General features: G+C 59.0%; 19 protein-coding genes. 7 read left to right on the forward strand and 12 right to left on the reverse strand.

Annotated features, from left to right (window positions below; all coding sequences use genetic code 11):
* Positions 1–208 precede the first annotated feature (208 nt).
* Entirely contained in the window at positions 209–1,393 is a 1,185-nt protein-coding gene (gene cfaB, locus CAF65_RS09970; protein WP_085716142.1) for a C17 cyclopropane fatty acid synthase CfaB, read from the forward strand.
* On the opposite strand, the gene cls is transcribed toward cfaB, so the two are convergent.
* On the reverse strand, positions 1,390–2,829 hold the full coding sequence (gene cls, locus CAF65_RS09975; protein WP_085716143.1) for a cardiolipin synthase: 1,440 nt from the start codon (positions 2,827–2,829) through the stop codon (positions 1,390–1,392). The two genes, cfaB and cls, sit on opposite strands and share 4 nt — an antisense overlap.
* Before the next feature lie 132 nt (positions 2,830–2,961).
* Here cls and CAF65_RS09980 point away from each other — a divergent pair, with 132 nt between their 5' ends.
* Entirely contained in the window at positions 2,962–3,483 is a 522-nt protein-coding gene (locus CAF65_RS09980) for a DUF3617 domain-containing protein (protein WP_085716144.1), read from the forward strand.
* Positions 3,484–3,625: 142 nt separating this feature from the next.
* Here the strand turns inward: CAF65_RS09980 and CAF65_RS09985 are convergent, their stop codons facing one another.
* From CAF65_RS09985 to folE2, 6 genes are all read right to left on the reverse strand, one after another.
* On the reverse strand, positions 3,626–4,504 hold the full coding sequence (locus CAF65_RS09985) for a His/Gly/Thr/Pro-type tRNA ligase C-terminal domain-containing protein (protein ID WP_085716145.1): 879 nt from the start codon (positions 4,502–4,504) through the stop codon (positions 3,626–3,628).
* Between the two features lie 195 nt (positions 4,505–4,699).
* Positions 4,700–5,260, reverse strand: coding sequence for a carbonate dehydratase (locus tag CAF65_RS09990; RefSeq protein ID WP_085716146.1), 561 nt, complete (start codon positions 5,258–5,260; stop codon positions 4,700–4,702).
* On the reverse strand, positions 5,257–6,132 hold the full coding sequence (locus CAF65_RS09995) for a metal ABC transporter substrate-binding protein (protein ID WP_085716147.1): 876 nt from the start codon (positions 6,130–6,132) through the stop codon (positions 5,257–5,259). The genes CAF65_RS09990 and CAF65_RS09995 overlap by 4 nt, the downstream gene beginning before the upstream one ends.
* Positions 6,133–6,143: 11 nt before the next feature.
* Entirely contained in the window at positions 6,144–7,010 is an 867-nt protein-coding gene (locus CAF65_RS10000) for a metal ABC transporter permease (protein ID WP_085716148.1), read from the reverse strand.
* Positions 7,010–7,678, reverse strand: a complete 669-nt coding sequence (locus tag CAF65_RS10005; protein WP_085716149.1) for a metal ABC transporter ATP-binding protein — start codon at positions 7,676–7,678, stop codon at positions 7,010–7,012. Before CAF65_RS10005 ends, CAF65_RS10000 begins: the two co-directional genes overlap by 1 nt.
* The gene (gene folE2 / locus CAF65_RS10010) at positions 7,675–8,571 is read right to left on the reverse strand and encodes a GTP cyclohydrolase FolE2 (RefSeq protein WP_085716150.1); all 897 of its coding nucleotides are present in this window, start codon (positions 8,569–8,571) and stop codon (positions 7,675–7,677) included. The genes CAF65_RS10005 and folE2 overlap by 4 nt, the downstream gene beginning before the upstream one ends.
* A gap of 86 nt (positions 8,572–8,657) precedes the next feature.
* Here folE2 and CAF65_RS10015 point away from each other — a divergent pair, with 86 nt between their 5' ends.
* Positions 8,658–9,509, forward strand: coding sequence for an N-acetylmuramoyl-L-alanine amidase (locus tag CAF65_RS10015; protein WP_085716151.1), 852 nt, complete (start codon positions 8,658–8,660; stop codon positions 9,507–9,509).
* Here CAF65_RS10015 and CAF65_RS10020 read toward each other — a convergent pair.
* Positions 9,506–9,883 (reverse strand): glutamine synthetase, encoded by a 378-nt coding sequence (locus tag CAF65_RS10020; protein ID WP_085716152.1) that lies wholly within the window; start codon positions 9,881–9,883, stop codon positions 9,506–9,508. The two genes, CAF65_RS10015 and CAF65_RS10020, sit on opposite strands and share 4 nt — an antisense overlap.
* Before the next feature lie 142 nt (positions 9,884–10,025).
* Here CAF65_RS10020 and zigA point away from each other — a divergent pair, with 142 nt between their 5' ends.
* The gene (zigA, locus tag CAF65_RS10025) at positions 10,026–11,231 is read left to right on the forward strand and encodes a zinc metallochaperone GTPase ZigA (RefSeq protein ID WP_085716153.1); all 1,206 of its coding nucleotides are present in this window, start codon (positions 10,026–10,028) and stop codon (positions 11,229–11,231) included.
* Positions 11,232–11,246: 15 nt separating this feature from the next.
* Here the strand turns inward: zigA and CAF65_RS10030 are convergent, their stop codons facing one another.
* Positions 11,247–11,603 carry an NADH:ubiquinone oxidoreductase gene (locus CAF65_RS10030; protein ID WP_085716154.1) on the reverse strand — a complete coding sequence of 119 codons (357 nt, stop codon included), beginning with the start codon at positions 11,601–11,603 and terminating at the stop codon, positions 11,247–11,249.
* Between the two features lie 27 nt (positions 11,604–11,630).
* Here CAF65_RS10030 and CAF65_RS10035 point away from each other — a divergent pair, with 27 nt between their 5' ends.
* Positions 11,631–12,602 carry a GTP-binding protein gene (locus tag CAF65_RS10035; protein WP_085716155.1) on the forward strand — a complete coding sequence of 324 codons (972 nt, stop codon included), beginning with the start codon at positions 11,631–11,633 and terminating at the stop codon, positions 12,600–12,602.
* 4 nt (positions 12,603–12,606) lie between these two features.
* Here the strand turns inward: CAF65_RS10035 and CAF65_RS10040 are convergent, their stop codons facing one another.
* Complete coding sequence (locus tag CAF65_RS10040; protein WP_085716156.1) at positions 12,607–13,020, reverse strand: DUF3301 domain-containing protein; 414 nt, start codon at positions 13,018–13,020, stop codon at positions 12,607–12,609.
* A 119-nt stretch (positions 13,021–13,139) separates the two neighbouring features.
* On the opposite strand from CAF65_RS10040, the gene pdxY reads away from it, so the two are divergent.
* Positions 13,140–14,012, forward strand: a complete 873-nt coding sequence (gene pdxY, locus CAF65_RS10045; protein ID WP_085716157.1) for a pyridoxal kinase PdxY — start codon at positions 13,140–13,142, stop codon at positions 14,010–14,012.
* A 55-nt stretch (positions 14,013–14,067) separates the two neighbouring features.
* Here pdxY and CAF65_RS10050 read toward each other — a convergent pair whose 3' ends face one another.
* Positions 14,068–14,550 (reverse strand): acyl-CoA thioesterase, encoded by a 483-nt coding sequence (locus CAF65_RS10050; RefSeq protein WP_007934430.1) that lies wholly within the window; start codon positions 14,548–14,550, stop codon positions 14,068–14,070.
* A 287-nt stretch (positions 14,551–14,837) separates the two neighbouring features.
* On the opposite strand from CAF65_RS10050, the gene CAF65_RS10055 reads away from it, so the two are divergent.
* Entirely contained in the window at positions 14,838–16,601 is a 1,764-nt protein-coding gene (locus CAF65_RS10055; protein WP_085716158.1) for a cation:proton antiporter, read from the forward strand.
* Between the two features lie 22 nt (positions 16,602–16,623).
* Here the strand turns inward: CAF65_RS10055 and CAF65_RS10060 are convergent, their stop codons facing one another.
* Positions 16,624–17,031: an SMI1/KNR4 family protein gene (locus tag CAF65_RS10060; protein ID WP_007995855.1), complete on the reverse strand. Its 408-nt coding sequence runs from the start codon at positions 17,029–17,031 to the stop codon at positions 16,624–16,626.
* Between the last annotated feature and the right edge of the window lie 195 nt (positions 17,032–17,226).

Consider the following 17,226-nt stretch of genomic DNA (forward strand, 5'->3'; position numbering starts at 1 on the left):
CTAAATCGGGTAATCGCGGGGACTTCAACTTTTTAGAACTGTGCCCGCGGTTCGTAGTCATTGAATATGAGGGCACATCATTTTGTGCGTTCGCGGCGGCAGGTGTAGGCGTCGCGAATCATTGGAAACGGCTATTAATTCGATAGCCAGCTATTTTTCAAAGATGGTCTACCCTCTGATCAGACGTCTGAAACAAGGGGGATTCTCCATGCTCTCGCAACTTCCACCGGCCTTACAGAATCTGCAATTACCGCTTCGCCTCAGACTCTGGGATGGCCATGAATTCAATCTGGGGCCGACGCCCAGCGTCACGATTGTGGTCAAGGACCCACAAATGGTCACCCAGTTTAACCATCCAAGCCTGGACGCTCTTGGCGCTGCATTTGTCGAAGGCAAACTTGAGCTTGAAGGCTCCATCAGCGATGTGATCCGCGTCTGCGATGAATGGAGCCAGGCGTTGCTGGATGAAAGCGACGACAATCAGCCGGTTCGTAGCGCCCACGACAAAGAAATGGACGCCAAGGCGATTTCCTACCACTACGACCTTTCCAATGCGTTCTATCAGCTGTGGCTCGACAGCGACATGGCGTATTCCTGCGCTTACTTCGAGACCGGCAGCGAAAGCCTCGAGCAGGCCCAGCAAGCCAAGTTCCGTCATTTGTGCCGCAAGCTGCGCCTGCAGCCCGGCGAATATCTGCTGGATGTGGGTTGCGGTTGGGGCGGATTGGCGCGTTACGCGGCGCGAGAGTTTGGCGCGAAAGTGTTCGGTATCACCCTCAGCAAGGAGCAGTTGGCCCTGGCCCGGGAGCGCGTAAAAGCGGAAGGCCTGGAGGACCTGGTCGAACTGCAACTGCTCGACTATCGCGATCTGCCGCAGGATGGCCGTTTCGACAAGGTTGTCAGCGTCGGCATGTTCGAACACGTTGGCCACGCCAATCTTGCCGAGTACTGCAAGACCTTGTTCGGCGCGGTGAAAGACGGCGGCCTGGTGATGAACCACGGGATCACCGCCAAATACACCGATGGCCGTCCAGTGGGACGCGGTGCCGGTGAATTCATCGAAAAATATGTATTCCCCAACGGCGAGCTGCCGCACCTGTCGATGATTTCTGCCGAGATCAGTGAGGCCGGGTTGGAAATCGTCGACGTCGAGAGCTTGCGTCTGCACTACGCCCGTACGCTCGATCACTGGAGCGAACGCCTGGAAGACAACCTCGAAGCGGCCTCCAGACTCGTACCGGAGCAAGCCCTGCGCATCTGGCGGCTGTACCTGGCCGGTTGCGCTTACGCGTTCGCCCGCGGCTGGATCAACCTGCACCAGATTCTCGCCGTGAAGGCCCACGCCGATGGAAGTCATGAACTGCCATGGACCCGGGACGATATCTACCTCTAGAGAATCGGTGAAATAAGGCGGGCGACCCGCATGCCGAGCTGTTGGACGCGGCGGGTCTCCCGGCCTTCTTCCTTGGCGATTTCGTGGGCGTTGGCAAAGTCATCGTTGAGCATCTGTTCCACCTCGGCGGCGAACGCGCTGTCAACGGTCAGCAGCATCACTTCGAAATTCAGCCGGAACGAACGGTTGTCCATGTTGGCGCTGCCGATGGCGCTGATTTCGTTGTCGATCAACACTACTTTCTGGTGCAGGAACCCAGGTTCGTAACGGAATACCCGTACTCCGGCGCGCACTGCTTCGAAGGCGTAGAGGCTGGAGGCGGCGTAGACGATCCGGTGGTCGGGCCGGGACGGCAACAGCAGGCGCACATCCACTCCGCGCAGTACCGCCAGGCGCAACGCCGCGAACACGGCTTCGTCGGGGATGAAGTACGGGCTGGTAATCCAGACCCGCTCGGTCGCCGCGTGGATGGCCTCGACAAAGAACAATGAGCAGGTTTCGCAGGCATCGGCCGGACCGCTGGCGAGTAACTGGCACAGTACGCCGTCTTCCGGATAAATCTCGGGCAGGATCAGCGGCGGCAGTGCACGAGCGGCCCAGAACCAGTCCTCGGCGAAAGATTCCTGCATGCACGCCACCACTGGCCCGCGTACTTGCACGTGGGTATCGCGCCAAGGGGCCAGGGGCGGTTTCTCGCCCATGTATTCGTCACCGACATTGTGCCCGCCGACGAAGCCGAGAATGCCGTCCACCACCACGATCTTGCGGTGGTTGCGAAAGTTCACCTGAAAGCGATTGAGCCAGCCACTTCGGGTGGCGAAGGCTTTGACCTCGACCCCGCCATCACGCAAGACCTGCACGTAGCCGTGGGGCAGGGAGTGGCTGCCGATTCGGTCATACAACAGGTAAACCGCCACGCCTTCGGCGGCTTTCTTCAACAGCAGAGATTGCAGGCGTTGGCCGAGGCGGTCGTCGTGAACGATGAAGAACTGGATCAGCACGGCTTCCTTTGCCCGGCTGATGGCATCGAAAATGGCCTCGAATGTCGACTGACCGTTGATCAACAGCCGCATCTGGTTATTGGCCAGGCAAGGCATGTGTCCGAGCCTGGGCATTGCTCTGAGTGAGGCGTATGCGGCAGAAGCGCGGGCGGTGAGTGCTTCTTCCACCCAGGGCCGCCAGTTGAGTTCGGAGACAGCCTTGCGCATTTCCTCGTTGGCCTGCCGCCGGGCCTTGATATAGCCATCAAAGGTGCTGCGGCCGAACACCAGGTAAGGGATCAGCGTGAGGTAAGGGATGAAAAGCAGCGACAGGGCCCAGGCGATCGAGCCTTGGGCGGTACGGACGGTCAACACCGCGTGTATGGCCGCGATCATGCCCAGTGAGTGCAGCAGGGCGATGGTATAACCGAAGATATGCGGTCCAAAATAATCCATGGGGGCTGCCTTGCTCCTGAAGATTCAATGCTTAACAGACCATGTTCCGTGCAGAATGTCGCTAATTAATTGGCCCATGAACCGAAGCGTGCGGCCGACGTCTAACGGCCACTACTGATCAGGAGTTACTCGATGAACGTTCGTCTGCTGGGTTTGGCCATGGCATTTGGGTTGGCACTTCCTGTGGCGGCTCACGCGCAAATGTTGCAACCAGGATTGTGGGAGCTGACCACGAGCAACATGAAGGTCGATGAGCAGAATATGCCGGACCTGCAATTGATCCTGGGTCAGCTTCAGAGCCAGATGACCCCTGAGCAGCGCGCACAGCTGGAAAAGCAGGGCATCACCATGGGGGGCAAAGGGATCCGGGCGTGCCTGACCCCGGAGCAGGTCAAGACCGATAACATTCCGCTGACCGATCCGCAGTCGGGCTGCAAGCAGGAAATCACCGACCGCTCCGGCAATCAGTGGAAATTCCGCTTCAGCTGCCCGAGAGCCCAGGGTGCGGGCGTGGCGACATTCGTCAGTGATCGCGAATTCACCACCAAGGTCAACGGGACGTTCAATGCCACCGGCATTCAGCAGAAAGGCAGCCTCGAATCCCGCGCCGTCTGGTTGGGGCAGGATTGCGGCACGGTGAAGCCAAGAGCCTAAAAGCTTCGTCGGAACGCCGCCCGGAGCCGGCTCGCTCCCACAGGTGATTGGTGATTGACACACAATCAATGTGGGGACGAGCCTGCTTGCGAAAGCGTCCCCACTGCCTGCCTAGGGGGCGACTCAACCATTCACACGCCCCCTAGATCCCCGGCCGACTCAACCATTCACACGCCGCCTCGACGGCCATCCGGCCAAAATCCTCCCCTGTGCGACTGCGCACACTGACAAAGCCCCCAGCCTGTTCTTTTTCGCCAACCACCAGCAGGTACGGCACGGTCTGGCTGTGCTGGCGAATCTTGTAGCCGACCTTTTCGTTACGCAGGTCGGCCTTGGCACGCACGCCCCGTTGGCGCAAGGATTCGGTCACCGCTTGTGCATAGGTCGCCTGGCGGTCATCCATGCTCACAACGACCACATGGGGTGGAACGCGCCAGTGTTGCAGTTCCTGGTGGCTGGACCAGCATGTGCCGTAGATTCGTTGTTGTAACGTTCCGCTGATGTGATCGAGGGCAAACGCCTGCAAGACTTTGGTGGTGGGGACGTGCGGTCCATGGCTCTGGTATTCGGTGTCTCCCAGGCGGTACAGCGACATTTTTTCTTGCGGTAGCCGACGCCGGATCGAGTGATTGGTCGCGGCCAGCGATTGCATGCGCGCCTCGATGAGGGGCAGGTCCGCCGGAGTCAGCGGACGCTCGACTGAGAACTCGTAAAAGAAACCGTCGCCCAATTCCTTTCCCGCGCGCATTTGCGCATGTGGGTGCAGTTGCTTGACCGCCATGGCCAGCATCAATGCACAGGAGCGGCGCAGGATCTCCAGGCCGTCCGGCTCCCTGGGGGTGACAATGCTGACCCGGGCATCCGCCTCGATCATGTATTCGCAGTCCACCAGTACACCATCGACTCGGCCCGCTACGGCCGCGCTGGCCAGTTCGGGGCCGATGCTGGCGGCTACTTCGTGCACGGACAGCGGCTGGTCGTACTCACGCAATGAACCATCGGGCAGGGTGATCTGGATCATGGTCGGCGTACTCTGGTGCTTCTAACGAGCGTTATCGCATAAACCGTAGGGGTGCTGTCATTAAAACGTTTGTCGTGCCAGGCAATTTGTCCTGACGTGATGGCTGGTTTTGGCCACCAGTGTGGTGATCGGCAAAATCTGTTGCGCGACCTGCTCCAGCAGCGCGGGCATTGCGAATCAGTACGCTGCTCATGGTCAGAACTCGTTTTGCAGGGCTTTGTAGCCGCGCACCAGATCGACGTTGGTGCGCGCTACGTCTTCGGAAAACTCCGAGGCACTCACGCTCACCGGCGGATATTGCGAGAGGTCGGTGTTGGGACCAATCCGCGTGGTAGAAGGCACGTAGAAGGCTGCAGGCAGGTCACGTCCATCAACCACCGAGTTGTGCCGTACCACGCAACCGTCACCGACCACGCAGTTGAACAGCACGCTGTTGAAGCCTACGAACACTCGATTGCCGACGGTGCAAGGGCCATGCACGATCGAGCGGTGGGCGATGGAACTGAATTCGCCAATGGTCACCGCCGCACCGGATTTGGAGTGGATCACCACGCCGTCCTGGATGTTCGAGTTGGCGCCGATGGTGATCGGTTGCATGTAGCCTGTGTCATCGACTTCGTCAGCGCGTATCACCGCGTAGGGACCGACGAAGACGTTCTCGCCGATCACCACTTTGCCGCAGATGATCGCCGTCTTGTCGACGTAGGCCGACTCGGCAATCAGCGGTAAATCGCCGGAAGGATTCTTGCGGATCATGGCTTGCTCAACGCGTTGTACAGGGTGTTGAGGTTGTATTCGAACAACCCGGTGAAGGTGCTGGCCGGACCGCTCGCGGCAAGGGCATCGGAGTACAGCGTGCCGCCGATCCGCGCGCCGCTTTCTTCGGCGATCTGCTTGAGCAGGCGCGCGTCCTTGATGTTTTCCATGAACACCGCCTTGACCTTGGCCTGACGAATCTGGGTGATCAGTGCGGCCACCTCGGCGGCTGAAGGTTCGCGCTCGGTGGACAGGCCTTGAGGCGCCATGAACTCGATGCCGTAGGCTTGGCCGAGATAACCGAAGGCATCATGGGACGTCACGATCTTGCGGTTGCCCGCTGGCAGTGAGCCGAGTTTGGCCTTGGCTTCGGCGAGCAGGGCGTAGACCTGTTTCAGGTACGCCTGACTGTTGCGCTCATAGTCGGCGGTGTTCGCCGGGTCAGCGGCGATCAGCGCCTTGGTGATGTTGGCGATGTACAGCTCGGTGTTCGCCAGGTTATGCCAGGCATGCGGGTCGGGAACGGTTTCGCCGTCTTCATCCAGGCTACGCGGTATGACACCGTGGCTCGCGCTGATGACCGGCGCCGAGGTCTCGGTGCTGGTCACAAGGCGATCCAGCCAGGGTTCGAAACCCAGGCCGTTCTTGATGATGAGCCTGGCTTTGAGCAGCGCTTTGGCGTCGTCCGGTGTCGGCTCGTAGGTGTGGGCATCGGCGTCCGGGCCGACCATGTTGGTGATCTGGATGTGATCCTTGCCGACCTGACGGGTCATGTCAGCAAGGATGCTGAAGCTGGTGACCACCTGAAGTTTTTCAGCAGCAGACAGCGACATCGACACCATCAAACTGAACAGCACGAGTAAAGCGCGCATCGGGTAACACCTCATTGGGATGTGAGCAAAGGCGGGCGGCGCAGCAAGCCGTGCACCGGTCCGAACACCACGGACAACAGATACCCGGCGCCCGCGACCAACACGATTGCCGGCCCACTGGGCAGCGAGTAGTAGAACGAGACCAACAGGCCGAGCCACACCGAGAGGCTGCCGAGTAAAGCGGCGACGATGATCAGTACCGGCAAACGGCGACTCCAGAAACGCGCCGCAGCGGCAGGCAACATCATCAAGCCGACCACCATCAATGCACCGATCGCCTGGAAACCGATGACCAGGTTCAACACCACCAGTGTCAGGAACACGCCGTGGGCCAGTGGACCGAGTCGGCTGACGGTTTGCAGAAAAAGCGGGTCGAGGGTGTCGAGCAGCAGTGGTCTGTAGATCAATGCCATGGCCATCAGACTCAGGCCCGAAACCCAAAGCATGCCGGTCAAGGTTGGGCCATCGACCGCCAGCGCCGAGCCAAACAGCAGGTGCAACAGGTCAAGGCGTTTGCCGGCGATGCCGAGAATCAGTACGCCACTGGCCAGGGAAATCGGGTAAATCGCCGCGAGGCTGGCGTCCTCTCGCAAGCCGGTGCGTCGCGTGATCCAGGCGGCAAGGCCCGCCATACTCAGGCCGGCTCCGAGGCCACCGATGGTCAACGCCGGGAGGCTCAACCCGGCAAACCAGAAACCCAGCGCAGCACCGGGAAGAATGCCGTGGGCGACGGCATCGCCGATCAGGCTCATGCGCCTGAGGATCAGGAACACCCCCAAAGGCGCCGTGCTGCATGCCAGGACCAAACCGCCGAGCAGCGCCCGACGCATGAAGACGAATTCATGGAACGGTTGCCAGAGATGCGCTGCAGCGATCATCAGGCCACCTGCGATGGAGGTTGTTGGCGGATCAGCTCGGCGCTCGGGCCGAATACACAACCGCTGCTTTTGATCAGCAATGTGTGTGGGATGTGCTCGCGGACAGCGGCGAGGTCGTGGCACACGATCATCAGCGTCCGGCCTTCGAGGTGCCACTGATGTATGTGTTTCCAGAGCAATGCCTGGCCAAGTTCATCGAGGGCCGCGTGGGGTTCATCGAGCAACAGCAAGGGCGCTTCGGTCAGGCTTAATCGGGCGAGCAGGGCGCGTTGCAATTCACCGCCGGAGAGGGCCATCAAGGGGCGATTTTCCAGTCCGTTCAGGCACCAGTTTTCAAGGACGGTTGCCAATCGTTGGTTGCGGATTTCCGCTGATTGTCTGTTGCCCCAGAAACCGGCGGCGACCAATGCTTGAAGGCTGATCGGGAATTGCCTGTCCAGGTGTTGTTGCTGAGGCAGGAACGACACACCGCCCCTGCGTGGAACACCCAGGCTTACCTTTCCGGCCAGAGGTTTCTGCAGGCCAGCGATGACCTTCAACAGACTGCTTTTCCCGGAACCGTTCGCACCGATGATGGCGGTCAGGCTGCCCTTCGGCAGTTCGAAGTCCAGCGCCGGTGTGAGTGGCTGTCCCGGTGCGCCCCAGCGCAAGGCGTGGCAACCAATCATGCGGCCTCCCAGTTGAACCGGCTTTCGGCTACGGCGTCATGGGCGTGCAGGCTTTCGGCGTGGATCACACGAATGTGGAAGGCATTGATGCCTGTGGAACGTTTCAGGGCCAGATTCAAACGGCGTGCGGCGTCTTCACAGAACATCAGGTTCTGACCATTGGCCAGGGCGAAGGCTTGTTCGTCGGCGCGTTTAACCGCTGTTTGGACGGCTGTGCCGAGTGCGGCTTCGGCGTCGTTGATGACGGCGATCAGAGGCAATTCATCCAGAAAATCAGCCAGCCGTACGCACAACTTTGCGCTGCTGCGTTGGCTGTGAGGTGTGGCGACGATGCCGTTTGTGGAGCCGAGCCACGCTAAAACGTCAGCATGTTGCAGCGGCTTGTTGGCGAAATCATCTACGAATTGCTGCTGAATCAACTGTCGAGAAAGGGCCGCGGAGCACGGACAGGTTGAGGAATAAGGCAGGTCGATTTTTAGTTCCACGTGGAACATCGCGTTTTTCAAACGCGCTTCGATGCTCACCGGATAACTTTTCCAGCCCGCCAATGGGCTGATCAACGCAGGCCTTTTCAGCAGCATATCGGCGTGAATGGTTAAGTGAGCGCTGCTGGACAGCCCTTCGTGGCTCTCAAGAAAGCGCTGCAAAACCCGCCGCAATAAGGCCGGTGAAAGGTTTTCCTGCTCCAACAACTCAAGCGCCAGGTAGAGCCGTGACATGTGAATGCCGCGCGCATTGCCATCGTCGAGGCTCACGCCGGCATCGGCCTTTGCATGCAATCGTTGGCCATCAAACAAAACAGGAAGAGCAATGCCGCACATGCCCACCCACTCCAGTGGCAGGGCTTGGCGTGAGGCCTGCGCGGCGATATCCGGCAGAGTCAGCGCATTCATGAGCAGGTCCATCGTGGGAGTTGGCTTGGTATGTTATAGTATAACAGTATAATCGACGATGCCTTTTTCATGAACAGGCTTTCAGCATGCACAGACGCCACTTGCTCAACCTGATTCTGGCCAGCGCGGCCTTCGCTTTACCCTTCGGCGCGACGGCTGCGCAAATACGTAACGCACGGCTTTGGCGCTCGGATGGAAGGCTCAGGCTGGTGTTCGATCTGAGCGGACCCGTGCAATACAAGACCTTCTCGCTGAGTACCCCGGAGCGGCTGATCATCGACCTCAGTGGCGTCAGCCTCAGCGGTGATTTCAGTCAATTGGCCCTGGGCGATTGCGTGATTCGTTCGATTCGCTCCGGGCATTTCGGCAAGGGCGATACGCGGATCGTCCTCGACCTCAGTGAGCCGGTGCAGCTCAACAGCTTCCTGTTGCCGCCTCAGGATGGGCAGGGACACCGGCTGGTTCTCGATCTGAAAACTACCGCGGCGTTGTCATCAGCGACTCCGGCAGCGCCTGTAGTGGCCACGGCCAAGCCCCATCCCATGCGCGACATCATCGTGGTGGTCGACCCTGGTCATGGCGGCAAGGATCCGGGGGCGATCGGGGTCATCCTCGACATGTCGATGAGTGCCACCGTCGCCGCCAGTCTGGAGCTGGGCAGCACCGTACTCGGTAGCTTGGCGGGTATCACCACGTTGCATCAGAAACGCGTGGAACAGGCAGGATTCGCAGTGTTGAAGTCGCCTGATGTGCCGTCGATCCTGGTGGAAACCGGCTTCATTTCCAATGCCCGCGACAGTCAGCGGCTGGTGACCGCACGTCATCAGCAGGCGGTAGCTGACGGCCTGTTCGAAGGCTTGCAGCGCTATTTTCAGAAAAATCCGCCAATCAACAGCTACCTTGCCTGGCAGCAGGCAAAGAAAAACAGGCAGGCCTAACAGCCAGCGATCCGGCTGCAGGTGAACCTGGCGCTGCTGCCGCCGGAGCTGGAAAACCGGTTGATCGTGGTCCAGCCGACGCGCTGGTTGTAGCCAACCCAGGCCTCGCCATCGGAAGCGATGCCGGTGAAGAACGTAAGCTGGCCGTAGCGGCTGTTGGTCTGCGCCCAATAGCGTTTGCCGGCCCTTTCGAACCCACGCAGATAGATTGTGCTTCCGGCGGTGTTGACGCTGTAGGCGTTGCCATCCGCATCCACGCAGGCCAGCAGGTTGGCGCTGCGGGTGCACCTGGCCAGGCTCGGGACCTGGGCCAGCGTGTCAGCAGCAACCAGCAGGGAAAGTATGATCAATGCGGGTTTAAGGGCGTTGCGCATGAGCTTTCTCACGAGGGGAGCGGCGTTCAGCATCCTGTCCTTTGCCCTGCTGAGCAAGAGGGGATGGTTTGTTTGTTGTGTTACAGTATAACATTGTGTAAGCCCGACACAGCGACCGGGCATCCCTGTGAGGAATATGCAGATGTCCAATCGACTCCCCGTGACCGTTCTCTCCGGCTTTCTTGGTGCCGGAAAAAGTACACTTCTTAATTACATACTACGTAACCGCGATGGTTTGCGGGTTGCGGTCATCGTCAACGATATGAGCGAAATCAACGTCGATGGCGCCGAAGTCCAGCGCGATGTCAGCCTTAATCGGGCTGAGGAACGGTTGGTGGAAATGAGTAACGGGTGTATTTGCTGTACGTTACGTGAAGATTTGCTGGAGGAAGTGAGTCAGCTCGCCAGGGAGGGGCGCTTCGACTATCTGCTGATCGAGTCCACCGGTATTTCCGAACCGCTGCCGGTGGCGGAAACCTTCACCTTCCGCGATGAACACGGCCAGAGCCTCAACGACATCGCACGTCTGGACACCATGGTCACGGTGGTCGATGGCATTAACTTCCTGCTTGATTATCAGGCTGCCGAAAGCCTGGCCTCCCGAGGAGAAACGCTTGGGGAAGAAGACGAGCGCTCGATTACCGATCTGCTGATTGAGCAGGTCGAGTTCGCCGATGTGATTTTGCTCAGCAAGGTCGACTTGATCAGCAGCCACGAACGCGAGGAGCTGATCGCCATACTTGAACGGCTCAACGCCCGGGCGGAAATCATTCCGATGGCGATGGGCGAAATCCCTTTGAATAAAATTCTCAACACCGGTCGTTTTGACTTCGAAAAGGCTGCCGAGGCTCCGGGGTGGTTGCAGGAGCTGCGCGGCGAACACGTGCCGGAAACCGAAGAATACGGTATTGCGTCCAGCGCTTACCGGGCTCGGCGGCCGTTCCACCCACAGCGTTTCTTCAACTTCATCGACGGTTCCTGGGACAACGGCAAACTGCTGCGCTCCAAGGGCTTTTTCTGGCTGGCGAGCAAACACATGGACGCCGGCAGCTGGTCCCAGGCCGGTGGTTTGATGCGCTATGGTTTTGCCGGGCGCTGGTGGCGTTTCGTACCGAAAAGCCAATGGCCACAGGACGCGGAAAGTACCGCCGGGATCATGAAAAACTGGTCCGCCGATAGCGGAGATTGTCGCCAGGAACTGGTATTCATCGGCCAGAACATCGACTTCACGCAGCTCACGGCTGAACTGGACGCATGTCTGCTGACCGATGAGGAAATGGCGCTGGGCGTAGAGGGCTGGCGTTTGCTGCCTGATCCATTCGGCCCTTGGTACGAAGAGGCTGCCTGATCTTCTCTTGGTGCTTCAAGGCTTGAGCCAGGTGCCCTGGCTGCGGGTCTCGCAGTACGGCTGTAAATACGCCGCGTCAGTGGCAACGCCGTAATAGTGAATATCCTGTCGGTAGGGCATATTGGCGACTTGGGCATTGCTGCAGATACCAAATGCGCCACTGGGGCATTGATCGACATACCGGACCTCGACTTTCTGCCCCGCCAGTTCAGGTTGGCAGAAACCGTCGGCGAAGAGTTTTGGCGGGATGTTGCGGTTCTGCTGACAAACCTGGACATCAAGACGTTCGGCCTGGCTGTGAACCACACAAGCCTGGGCCAGCGCCTCGCCTGAAACGAGTGCCAGGAGCAACGACAAGCCAATCAACCGCATCCATCACCTCCTCAGAAATCATCGACCATGCTGCAGAACATCCCCACTCATGTCATTGCCGGCCCGTTGGGCGCCGGCAAGACCAGCCTGATCAAGCACCTGCTGGCCCAGCGTCCGGCTGGCGAGCGCTGGGCGGTGTTGATCAACGAGTTTGGCCAGATCGGTCTCGACGCTGCGCTCCTGACCCGGGACGCCGATGGTATCGCACTGGGCGAAGTGGCCGGAGGCTGCTTGTGTTGCGTCAATGGCGCACCGTTCCAGATTGGTCTTGGGCGTTTGTTGCGCAAGGCACAGCCGGATCGGCTGTTCATCGAGCCCTCAGGGCTGGGGCATCCGGCGCAATTGCTCAAGCAATTGAGCGAAGCGCCGTGGCAAGGCGTGCTGGCTGTTCAGCCTTGTGTGCTGGTGTTGGACGCCCAGGCACTTGCTGCTGGCAAACCGCTGCCGCAGGCGCAACAGCAAGCGCTGAGCCATGCGGGATTGTTACTGTTGAACAAATTTGAAGGTATCGAAGAAGAAAGTCGCCAGCGAATCGCCGCACAATTGCCGCCGGCCCCCCTGTACTGGACGCAACAGGCGGTTTTACCCTTGAGCGAGTTGCCGGGGCTGAAAGCCAAAGCGCTGGACGGTGTGGATAACTTCGTGGTACCCAAGGGATTGGCGCAGATGCCGGCTGTCTGGACCGATCCCGCGTTGCCCATTTGCTTGAGTCAGGAACAGGACGGTGGCTGGAGCATCGGTTGGCGCTGGCACTCAAGCCAGGTGTTTGATGCCGTCCTGGTCTGCCGCTGGCTTGAAAGCCTTGGCTGGAAGAGGGCGAAGCTGGTTATCCACAGTGTCGAAGGGTGGGTCTCGGTGAATGCGGTGGATAACTCGGTGCTGGATTGGCGGCCCAGTGAATGGCGGCAGGATTCGCGTATCGAGCTGATTTTCAGTGAACCGCAGAATGCAGAAAGACTGCAGAGTGAGCTGGCAGCGTGTCGATTCGAACCGGGTTAATGGCTCAAGGTCGCCACTTGGTATGTTCCTGACGCCACTGGCTCAGCTCGATCACTTCAGCGCGAGGCTTCACCACCTCGACCGGAGGTTCGGTTTCGTCGAATGGAACCGGGTAGGGCGCCAACTCAATCTGTGCGCTGTGGGCGCCGAACTGGGTGATAGTGCCGTTGTGGCGGGTTTCACCGGTCACGGTGAATTCGAAGTTGTACACGCGGGCCAGGCGTCGCCGACCACTGGCATCCCTGATGAACGCGATTCTTTTCAAGGCCACGTTGCCGTCCAGCAATTCGATCCCGAGTTTGCTGCAATGCTGTTTCACCCGCTCCAGCGCACGCTCGCGCAAGCCGTGGTTGTGCCAAAGCCATGCGCCGGCAGTGGCGAAAAGCATCAGCACGAATATATTTCCAAGGGTCAGCATCAACAGGGTGCTCCAACAAGATAGTGTCAGCTTAACTGCGTCGCTGGTCTGTCGTACAGGCTGCGTTTAGTCGCATACTGCGCGGCTAGAATTTCAATCGTTTTACGGAAATCCACCGCATGAAACGTACACCGCATTTGCTCGCTATCCAGTCCCACGTGGTATTTGGTCACGCCGGCAACAGTGCCGCGGTTTTCCCGATGCAACGGGTCGGGGTGAATGTCTGGCCGCTCAACACCGTACAATTCTCCAATCACACCCAGTACGGTCAGTGGGCCGGTGAAGTGCTGGCGCCGCACCAGATACCGGACCTGGTCGAAGGCATCGCGGCGATTGGCGAGTTGGGCAACTGCGATGCGGTGCTCTCCGGTTACCTCGGCAGTGCGGCCCAGGGCCGGGCGATCCTGACGGGAGTGGCGCGGATCAAGTCGATGAATCCCAAGGCGCTGTACCTGTGTGACCCGGTCATGGGGCATCCGGAGAAGGGCTGCAGTGTTCCGGCGGAAGTCAGTGATTTCCTGTTGGAAGAGGCCGCCGCCGTGGCGGACTTCATGTGCCCGAACCAACTGGAGCTGGACAGCTTCTCCGGACGCAAGCCGCAATCGCTGTTCGATTGCCTGGCAATGGCGCGTGCACTGTTGGCGCGCGGCCCGAAAGCAGTGCTGGTCAAGCATCTGGACTACCCCGGTAAACCGGCAGAGGTCTTCGAGATGCTGCTGGTGACGGCTGAAGGCAGCTGGCATTTGCAGCGCCCGTTGCTGGCGTTTCCACGTCAACCGGTGGGTGTGGGCGATCTTACGTCCGGGTTGTTCCTGGCGCGTGTGCTGTTGGGAGACAGCCTGGTAGCCGCGTTCGAGTTCACGGCATCGGCGGTGCATGAAGTGCTGCTGGAAACCCAGGCGTGTGCCAGCTACGAGTTGGAACTGGTTCGGGCCCAGGACCGGATTGCCCATCCTCGGGTACGGTTCGAAGCGACTGCGATCAGCCTTTGACTCAGCGTTGCCCCCATTCGCGAGCAGGCTCGCGAATGGGGGGGCACAACAGAATTCAGGCGTCGCCCTTGATTTCCTGATAGCGCTTTTCCAGCTCCTGGCGAATCTGCCGGCGCTGCTGGGCCTGCATATAGCGGCGCTTGTCTTCGCTGTTCTGCGGTTGCAGCGGTGGTACCGATGCAGGTTTACGCTGGTCATCCACCGCAACCATGGTGAAGAAGCAACTGTTGGTGTGGCGCACCGAGCGCTCGCGAATATTCTCGGTCACCACTTTGATGCCCACCTCCATGGAGGTGTTGCCGGTGTAGTTGACCGAGGCGAGAAAGGTCACCAGTTCGCCGACATGGATCGGCTCACGGAAAATGACCTGGTCCACCGACAGGGTCACCACATAGCGGCCGGCATAACGGCTGGCGCAGGCGTAGGCCACTTCGTCCAGGTATTTGAGCAGGGTGCCGCCGTGAACATTGCCAGAGAAGTTGGCCATGTCTGGGGTCATCAATACCGTCATCGACAGCTGGGCGTTTCCGGGTTCCATAGCATTCTCACGGGTCAAGGCCAGGTTTGAGGGATGCACCTCTGCGGGTGCCTCAGCGGTTTTTTCAAACCAACAGTTATCGGGACGCCGGGTGCGGAGTCGCCGTCACGCCGGATCGATCTGTTTCCATATATTGCACCGCCTTTCTGCCAGAAGTCGCGGTGTTACCCTGCAAAAAAGCTCTGCCTCAAGGGCATTTCCTACGCGTAATCCAGATTTTTGTTCTGCTCGATCAGACTTTTCCTGCGTCCGGGGATCGAGCAAGGCCATCCAGGGAGTCTCACGCCATGCATGCCATCAGTTTCATTCAGGATCTGGCAGTGATCATGTTGATCGCAGGTGTGGTAACCGTGGTTTTCCATCGTCTGAAACAACCGGTGGTGCTGGGATACATCGTCGCCGGTTTCATCATTGGCCCACACACCCCGCCATTCGGCCTGATCCATGACGAAGAAACCATCAAGACCCTGGCCGAACTCGGCGTGATATTCCTGATGTTCTGCCTGGGCCTGGAGTTCAGCCTGCGCAAGTTGTTCAAGGTCGGTGCCACGGCATTCATCGCGGCGTTCCTGGAAATCGTGTTGATGATCTGGATCGGCTACGAGATTGGTCGCTGGTTCGACTGGAACACCATGGATTCATTGTTCCTCGGCGCGATCCTGGCGATTTCCTCGACCACCATCATCGTCAAGGCGCTTAACGATCTGAAGTTGAAGAACGAGCGATTTGCGCAGTTGATTTTCGGTGTGCTGATCGTCGAAGACATTCTGGGCATCGGCATCATCGCGTTGCTGTCCAGCATCGCCGTCAGCGGTACGGTCAGCTCCGGCGAAGTGTTTTCTACCGTCGGCAAATTGTCGCTGTTCATGATCGTCGCATTGGTCATCGGCATTCTGATGGTGCCGCGGTTGCTGGCCTACGTGGCCAGATTCGAGAGCAACGAAATGCTGCTGATTACCGTGCTGGGCCTGTGTTTTGGCTTTTGCCTGCTGGTGGTCAAGCTTGAATACAGCATGGTTCTCGGGGCGTTCCTGATCGGCGCGATCATGGCTGAATCCCGGCAACTGCTGAAAATCGAGCGCTTGATTGAACCTGTTCGCGATCTTTTCAGTGCGATTTTCTTTGTGGCCATCGGGTTGATGCTCGATCCGGCGATCCTGATTCAATACGCCTGGCCGATCGCCGTAATCACCGTAGCCGTAGTGCTCGGGAAGATGTTGTCCTGTGGCCTTGGTGCGTTTATCGCCGGCAATGACGGACGCACCTCGCTACGAGTCGGGATGGGTCTTTCACAGATTGGCGAATTCTCTTTCATCATTGCGGCACTGGGCATGACGTTGCAGGTCACCAGTAACTTTTTATACCCCGTGGCTGTGGCGGTTTCGGTGATCACGACCTTGTTGACGCCTTATCTGATCCGCGCGGCTGATCCATTGTCGATCAAGCTCGCCGGCGCCATGCCGGAACGCCTGGGGCGGGTGTTGGGGATGTACGGCGAATGGCTGCGCAGCATCCAGCCTCAGGGTGAGGGGGCGTTACTGGCATCCATGATTCGGAGGATTTTGCTGCAGGTGGGAGTCAATCTGGCGCTCGTGATTGCGATCTTCTTATCGGGTGCGTTCTTCGCCGAGCGCATGTCGGCTTACCTGCAAGGCTGGATCAGCGATCCGAGCTGGCAGAAGGCATTGATCTGGGGTGGGGCGTTGTTGTTGTCGCTGCCTTTTTTGATTGCGGCGTACCGCAAGCTGAAAGCGCTGTCGATGTTACTGGCGGAAATGGGCGTTAAGCCAGAGATGGCCGGACGCCACACGCAGCGAGTGCGCCGGGTGATCGCCGAAGTGATCCCGATCCTGTCGCTGCTGGTGATCTTTTTGCTGCTGGCAGCCTTGTCGGCCAGTATTCTGCCGACCAACAAGTTGCTGGTACTGATCGTCGTGGTCGCGGCCGCTGTCGCGGCGCTGCTGTGGCGCTGGTTCATTCGCGTGCACACGCGGATGCAAGTGGCGTTGCTGGAAACCCTCGACAATCACAAAGAGTCGTCCGGACATTGACCGCCTTGCGGCGTTGACTGGATCAGCTTTCCAGCCAGACGTCCCGCGCCCAGTGCCATACCGACTCCCAGGACTCTTCGGTGATCAGCTCTTCTTCGCCCGACCACAGCACTACGGTGCCGTCTTCTTCGACGCAGTAGTAGTTGTCGCCGTCCTGGCAGATAGGGATCAGATCGCGTGGTACGCCAGCATCCCAGGCATTTGCGGCCACATCAGGCAGGTAGGTATGCGATTGCGGGTCAGTGACGGTCACCGGTTCAAGGCTGCCGTAAACCACATCGCTGACGGTCAGCAGGAATTCCTTGAAGACGAACGGAATGTTGATGAAGAGTTCTTCTTCGACCTCTACCAGTTGATCTTCGTCGGGCAACTCCAAGGGGACCGGTACCGGTTCGTTGGCTTCACGCAGTTGTTCGATGATTTCTTCCACGTCCGGGATCCTCTTGCTTGTATGGCGCGGTTTATATGGGGCGGTTTATACAGTAGCTCGCTATAGATGCAACCGCGAAATAGAAAACCCCAGCCGAAGCCGGGGTTTTGTTTACTGCAAGTGAAGTTCTGTCCGGAACGTGCCTGCGCGTCGATCATACTGCGTTAAAAACAGGCTCGGAATGCTCATTGACTA

The organism is Pseudomonas sp. B28(2017) (assembly GCF_002113025.1).
Classification (GTDB): domain Bacteria; phylum Pseudomonadota; class Gammaproteobacteria; order Pseudomonadales; family Pseudomonadaceae; genus Aquipseudomonas.

Bases quoted from the DNA above. Each gene is read 5' to 3' on its own strand.
- cfaB (WP_085716142.1), top strand. From the start codon at position 209: ATGCTCTCGCAACTTCCACCGGCCTTACAGAATCTGCAATTACCGCTT.
- cls (WP_085716143.1), bottom strand. From the start codon at position 2,829: ATGGATTATTTTGGACCGCATATCTTCGGTTATACCATCGCCCTGCTG.
- CAF65_RS09980 (WP_085716144.1), top strand. From the start codon at position 2,962: ATGAACGTTCGTCTGCTGGGTTTGGCCATGGCATTTGGGTTGGCACTT.
- CAF65_RS09985 (WP_085716145.1), bottom strand. From the start codon at position 4,504: ATGATCCAGATCACCCTGCCCGATGGTTCATTGCGTGAGTACGACCAG.
- CAF65_RS09990 (WP_085716146.1), bottom strand. From the start codon at position 5,260: ATGATCCGCAAGAATCCTTCCGGCGATTTACCGCTGATTGCCGAGTCG.
- CAF65_RS09995 (WP_085716147.1), bottom strand. From the start codon at position 6,132: ATGCGCGCTTTACTCGTGCTGTTCAGTTTGATGGTGTCGATGTCGCTG.
- CAF65_RS10000 (WP_085716148.1), bottom strand. From the start codon at position 7,010: ATGATCGCTGCAGCGCATCTCTGGCAACCGTTCCATGAATTCGTCTTC.
- CAF65_RS10005 (WP_085716149.1), bottom strand. From the start codon at position 7,678: ATGATTGGTTGCCACGCCTTGCGCTGGGGCGCACCGGGACAGCCACTC.
- folE2 (WP_085716150.1), bottom strand. From the start codon at position 8,571: ATGAATGCGCTGACTCTGCCGGATATCGCCGCGCAGGCCTCACGCCAA.
- CAF65_RS10015 (WP_085716151.1), top strand. From the start codon at position 8,658: ATGCACAGACGCCACTTGCTCAACCTGATTCTGGCCAGCGCGGCCTTC.
- CAF65_RS10020 (WP_085716152.1), bottom strand. From the start codon at position 9,883: ATGCGCAACGCCCTTAAACCCGCATTGATCATACTTTCCCTGCTGGTT.
- zigA (WP_085716153.1), top strand. From the start codon at position 10,026: ATGTCCAATCGACTCCCCGTGACCGTTCTCTCCGGCTTTCTTGGTGCC.
- CAF65_RS10030 (WP_085716154.1), bottom strand. From the start codon at position 11,603: ATGCGGTTGATTGGCTTGTCGTTGCTCCTGGCACTCGTTTCAGGCGAG.
- CAF65_RS10035 (WP_085716155.1), top strand. From the start codon at position 11,631: ATGCTGCAGAACATCCCCACTCATGTCATTGCCGGCCCGTTGGGCGCC.
- CAF65_RS10040 (WP_085716156.1), bottom strand. From the start codon at position 13,020: ATGCTGACCCTTGGAAATATATTCGTGCTGATGCTTTTCGCCACTGCC.
- pdxY (WP_085716157.1), top strand. From the start codon at position 13,140: ATGAAACGTACACCGCATTTGCTCGCTATCCAGTCCCACGTGGTATTT.
- CAF65_RS10050 (WP_007934430.1), bottom strand. From the start codon at position 14,550: ATGGAACCCGGAAACGCCCAGCTGTCGATGACGGTATTGATGACCCCA.
- CAF65_RS10055 (WP_085716158.1), top strand. From the start codon at position 14,838: ATGCATGCCATCAGTTTCATTCAGGATCTGGCAGTGATCATGTTGATC.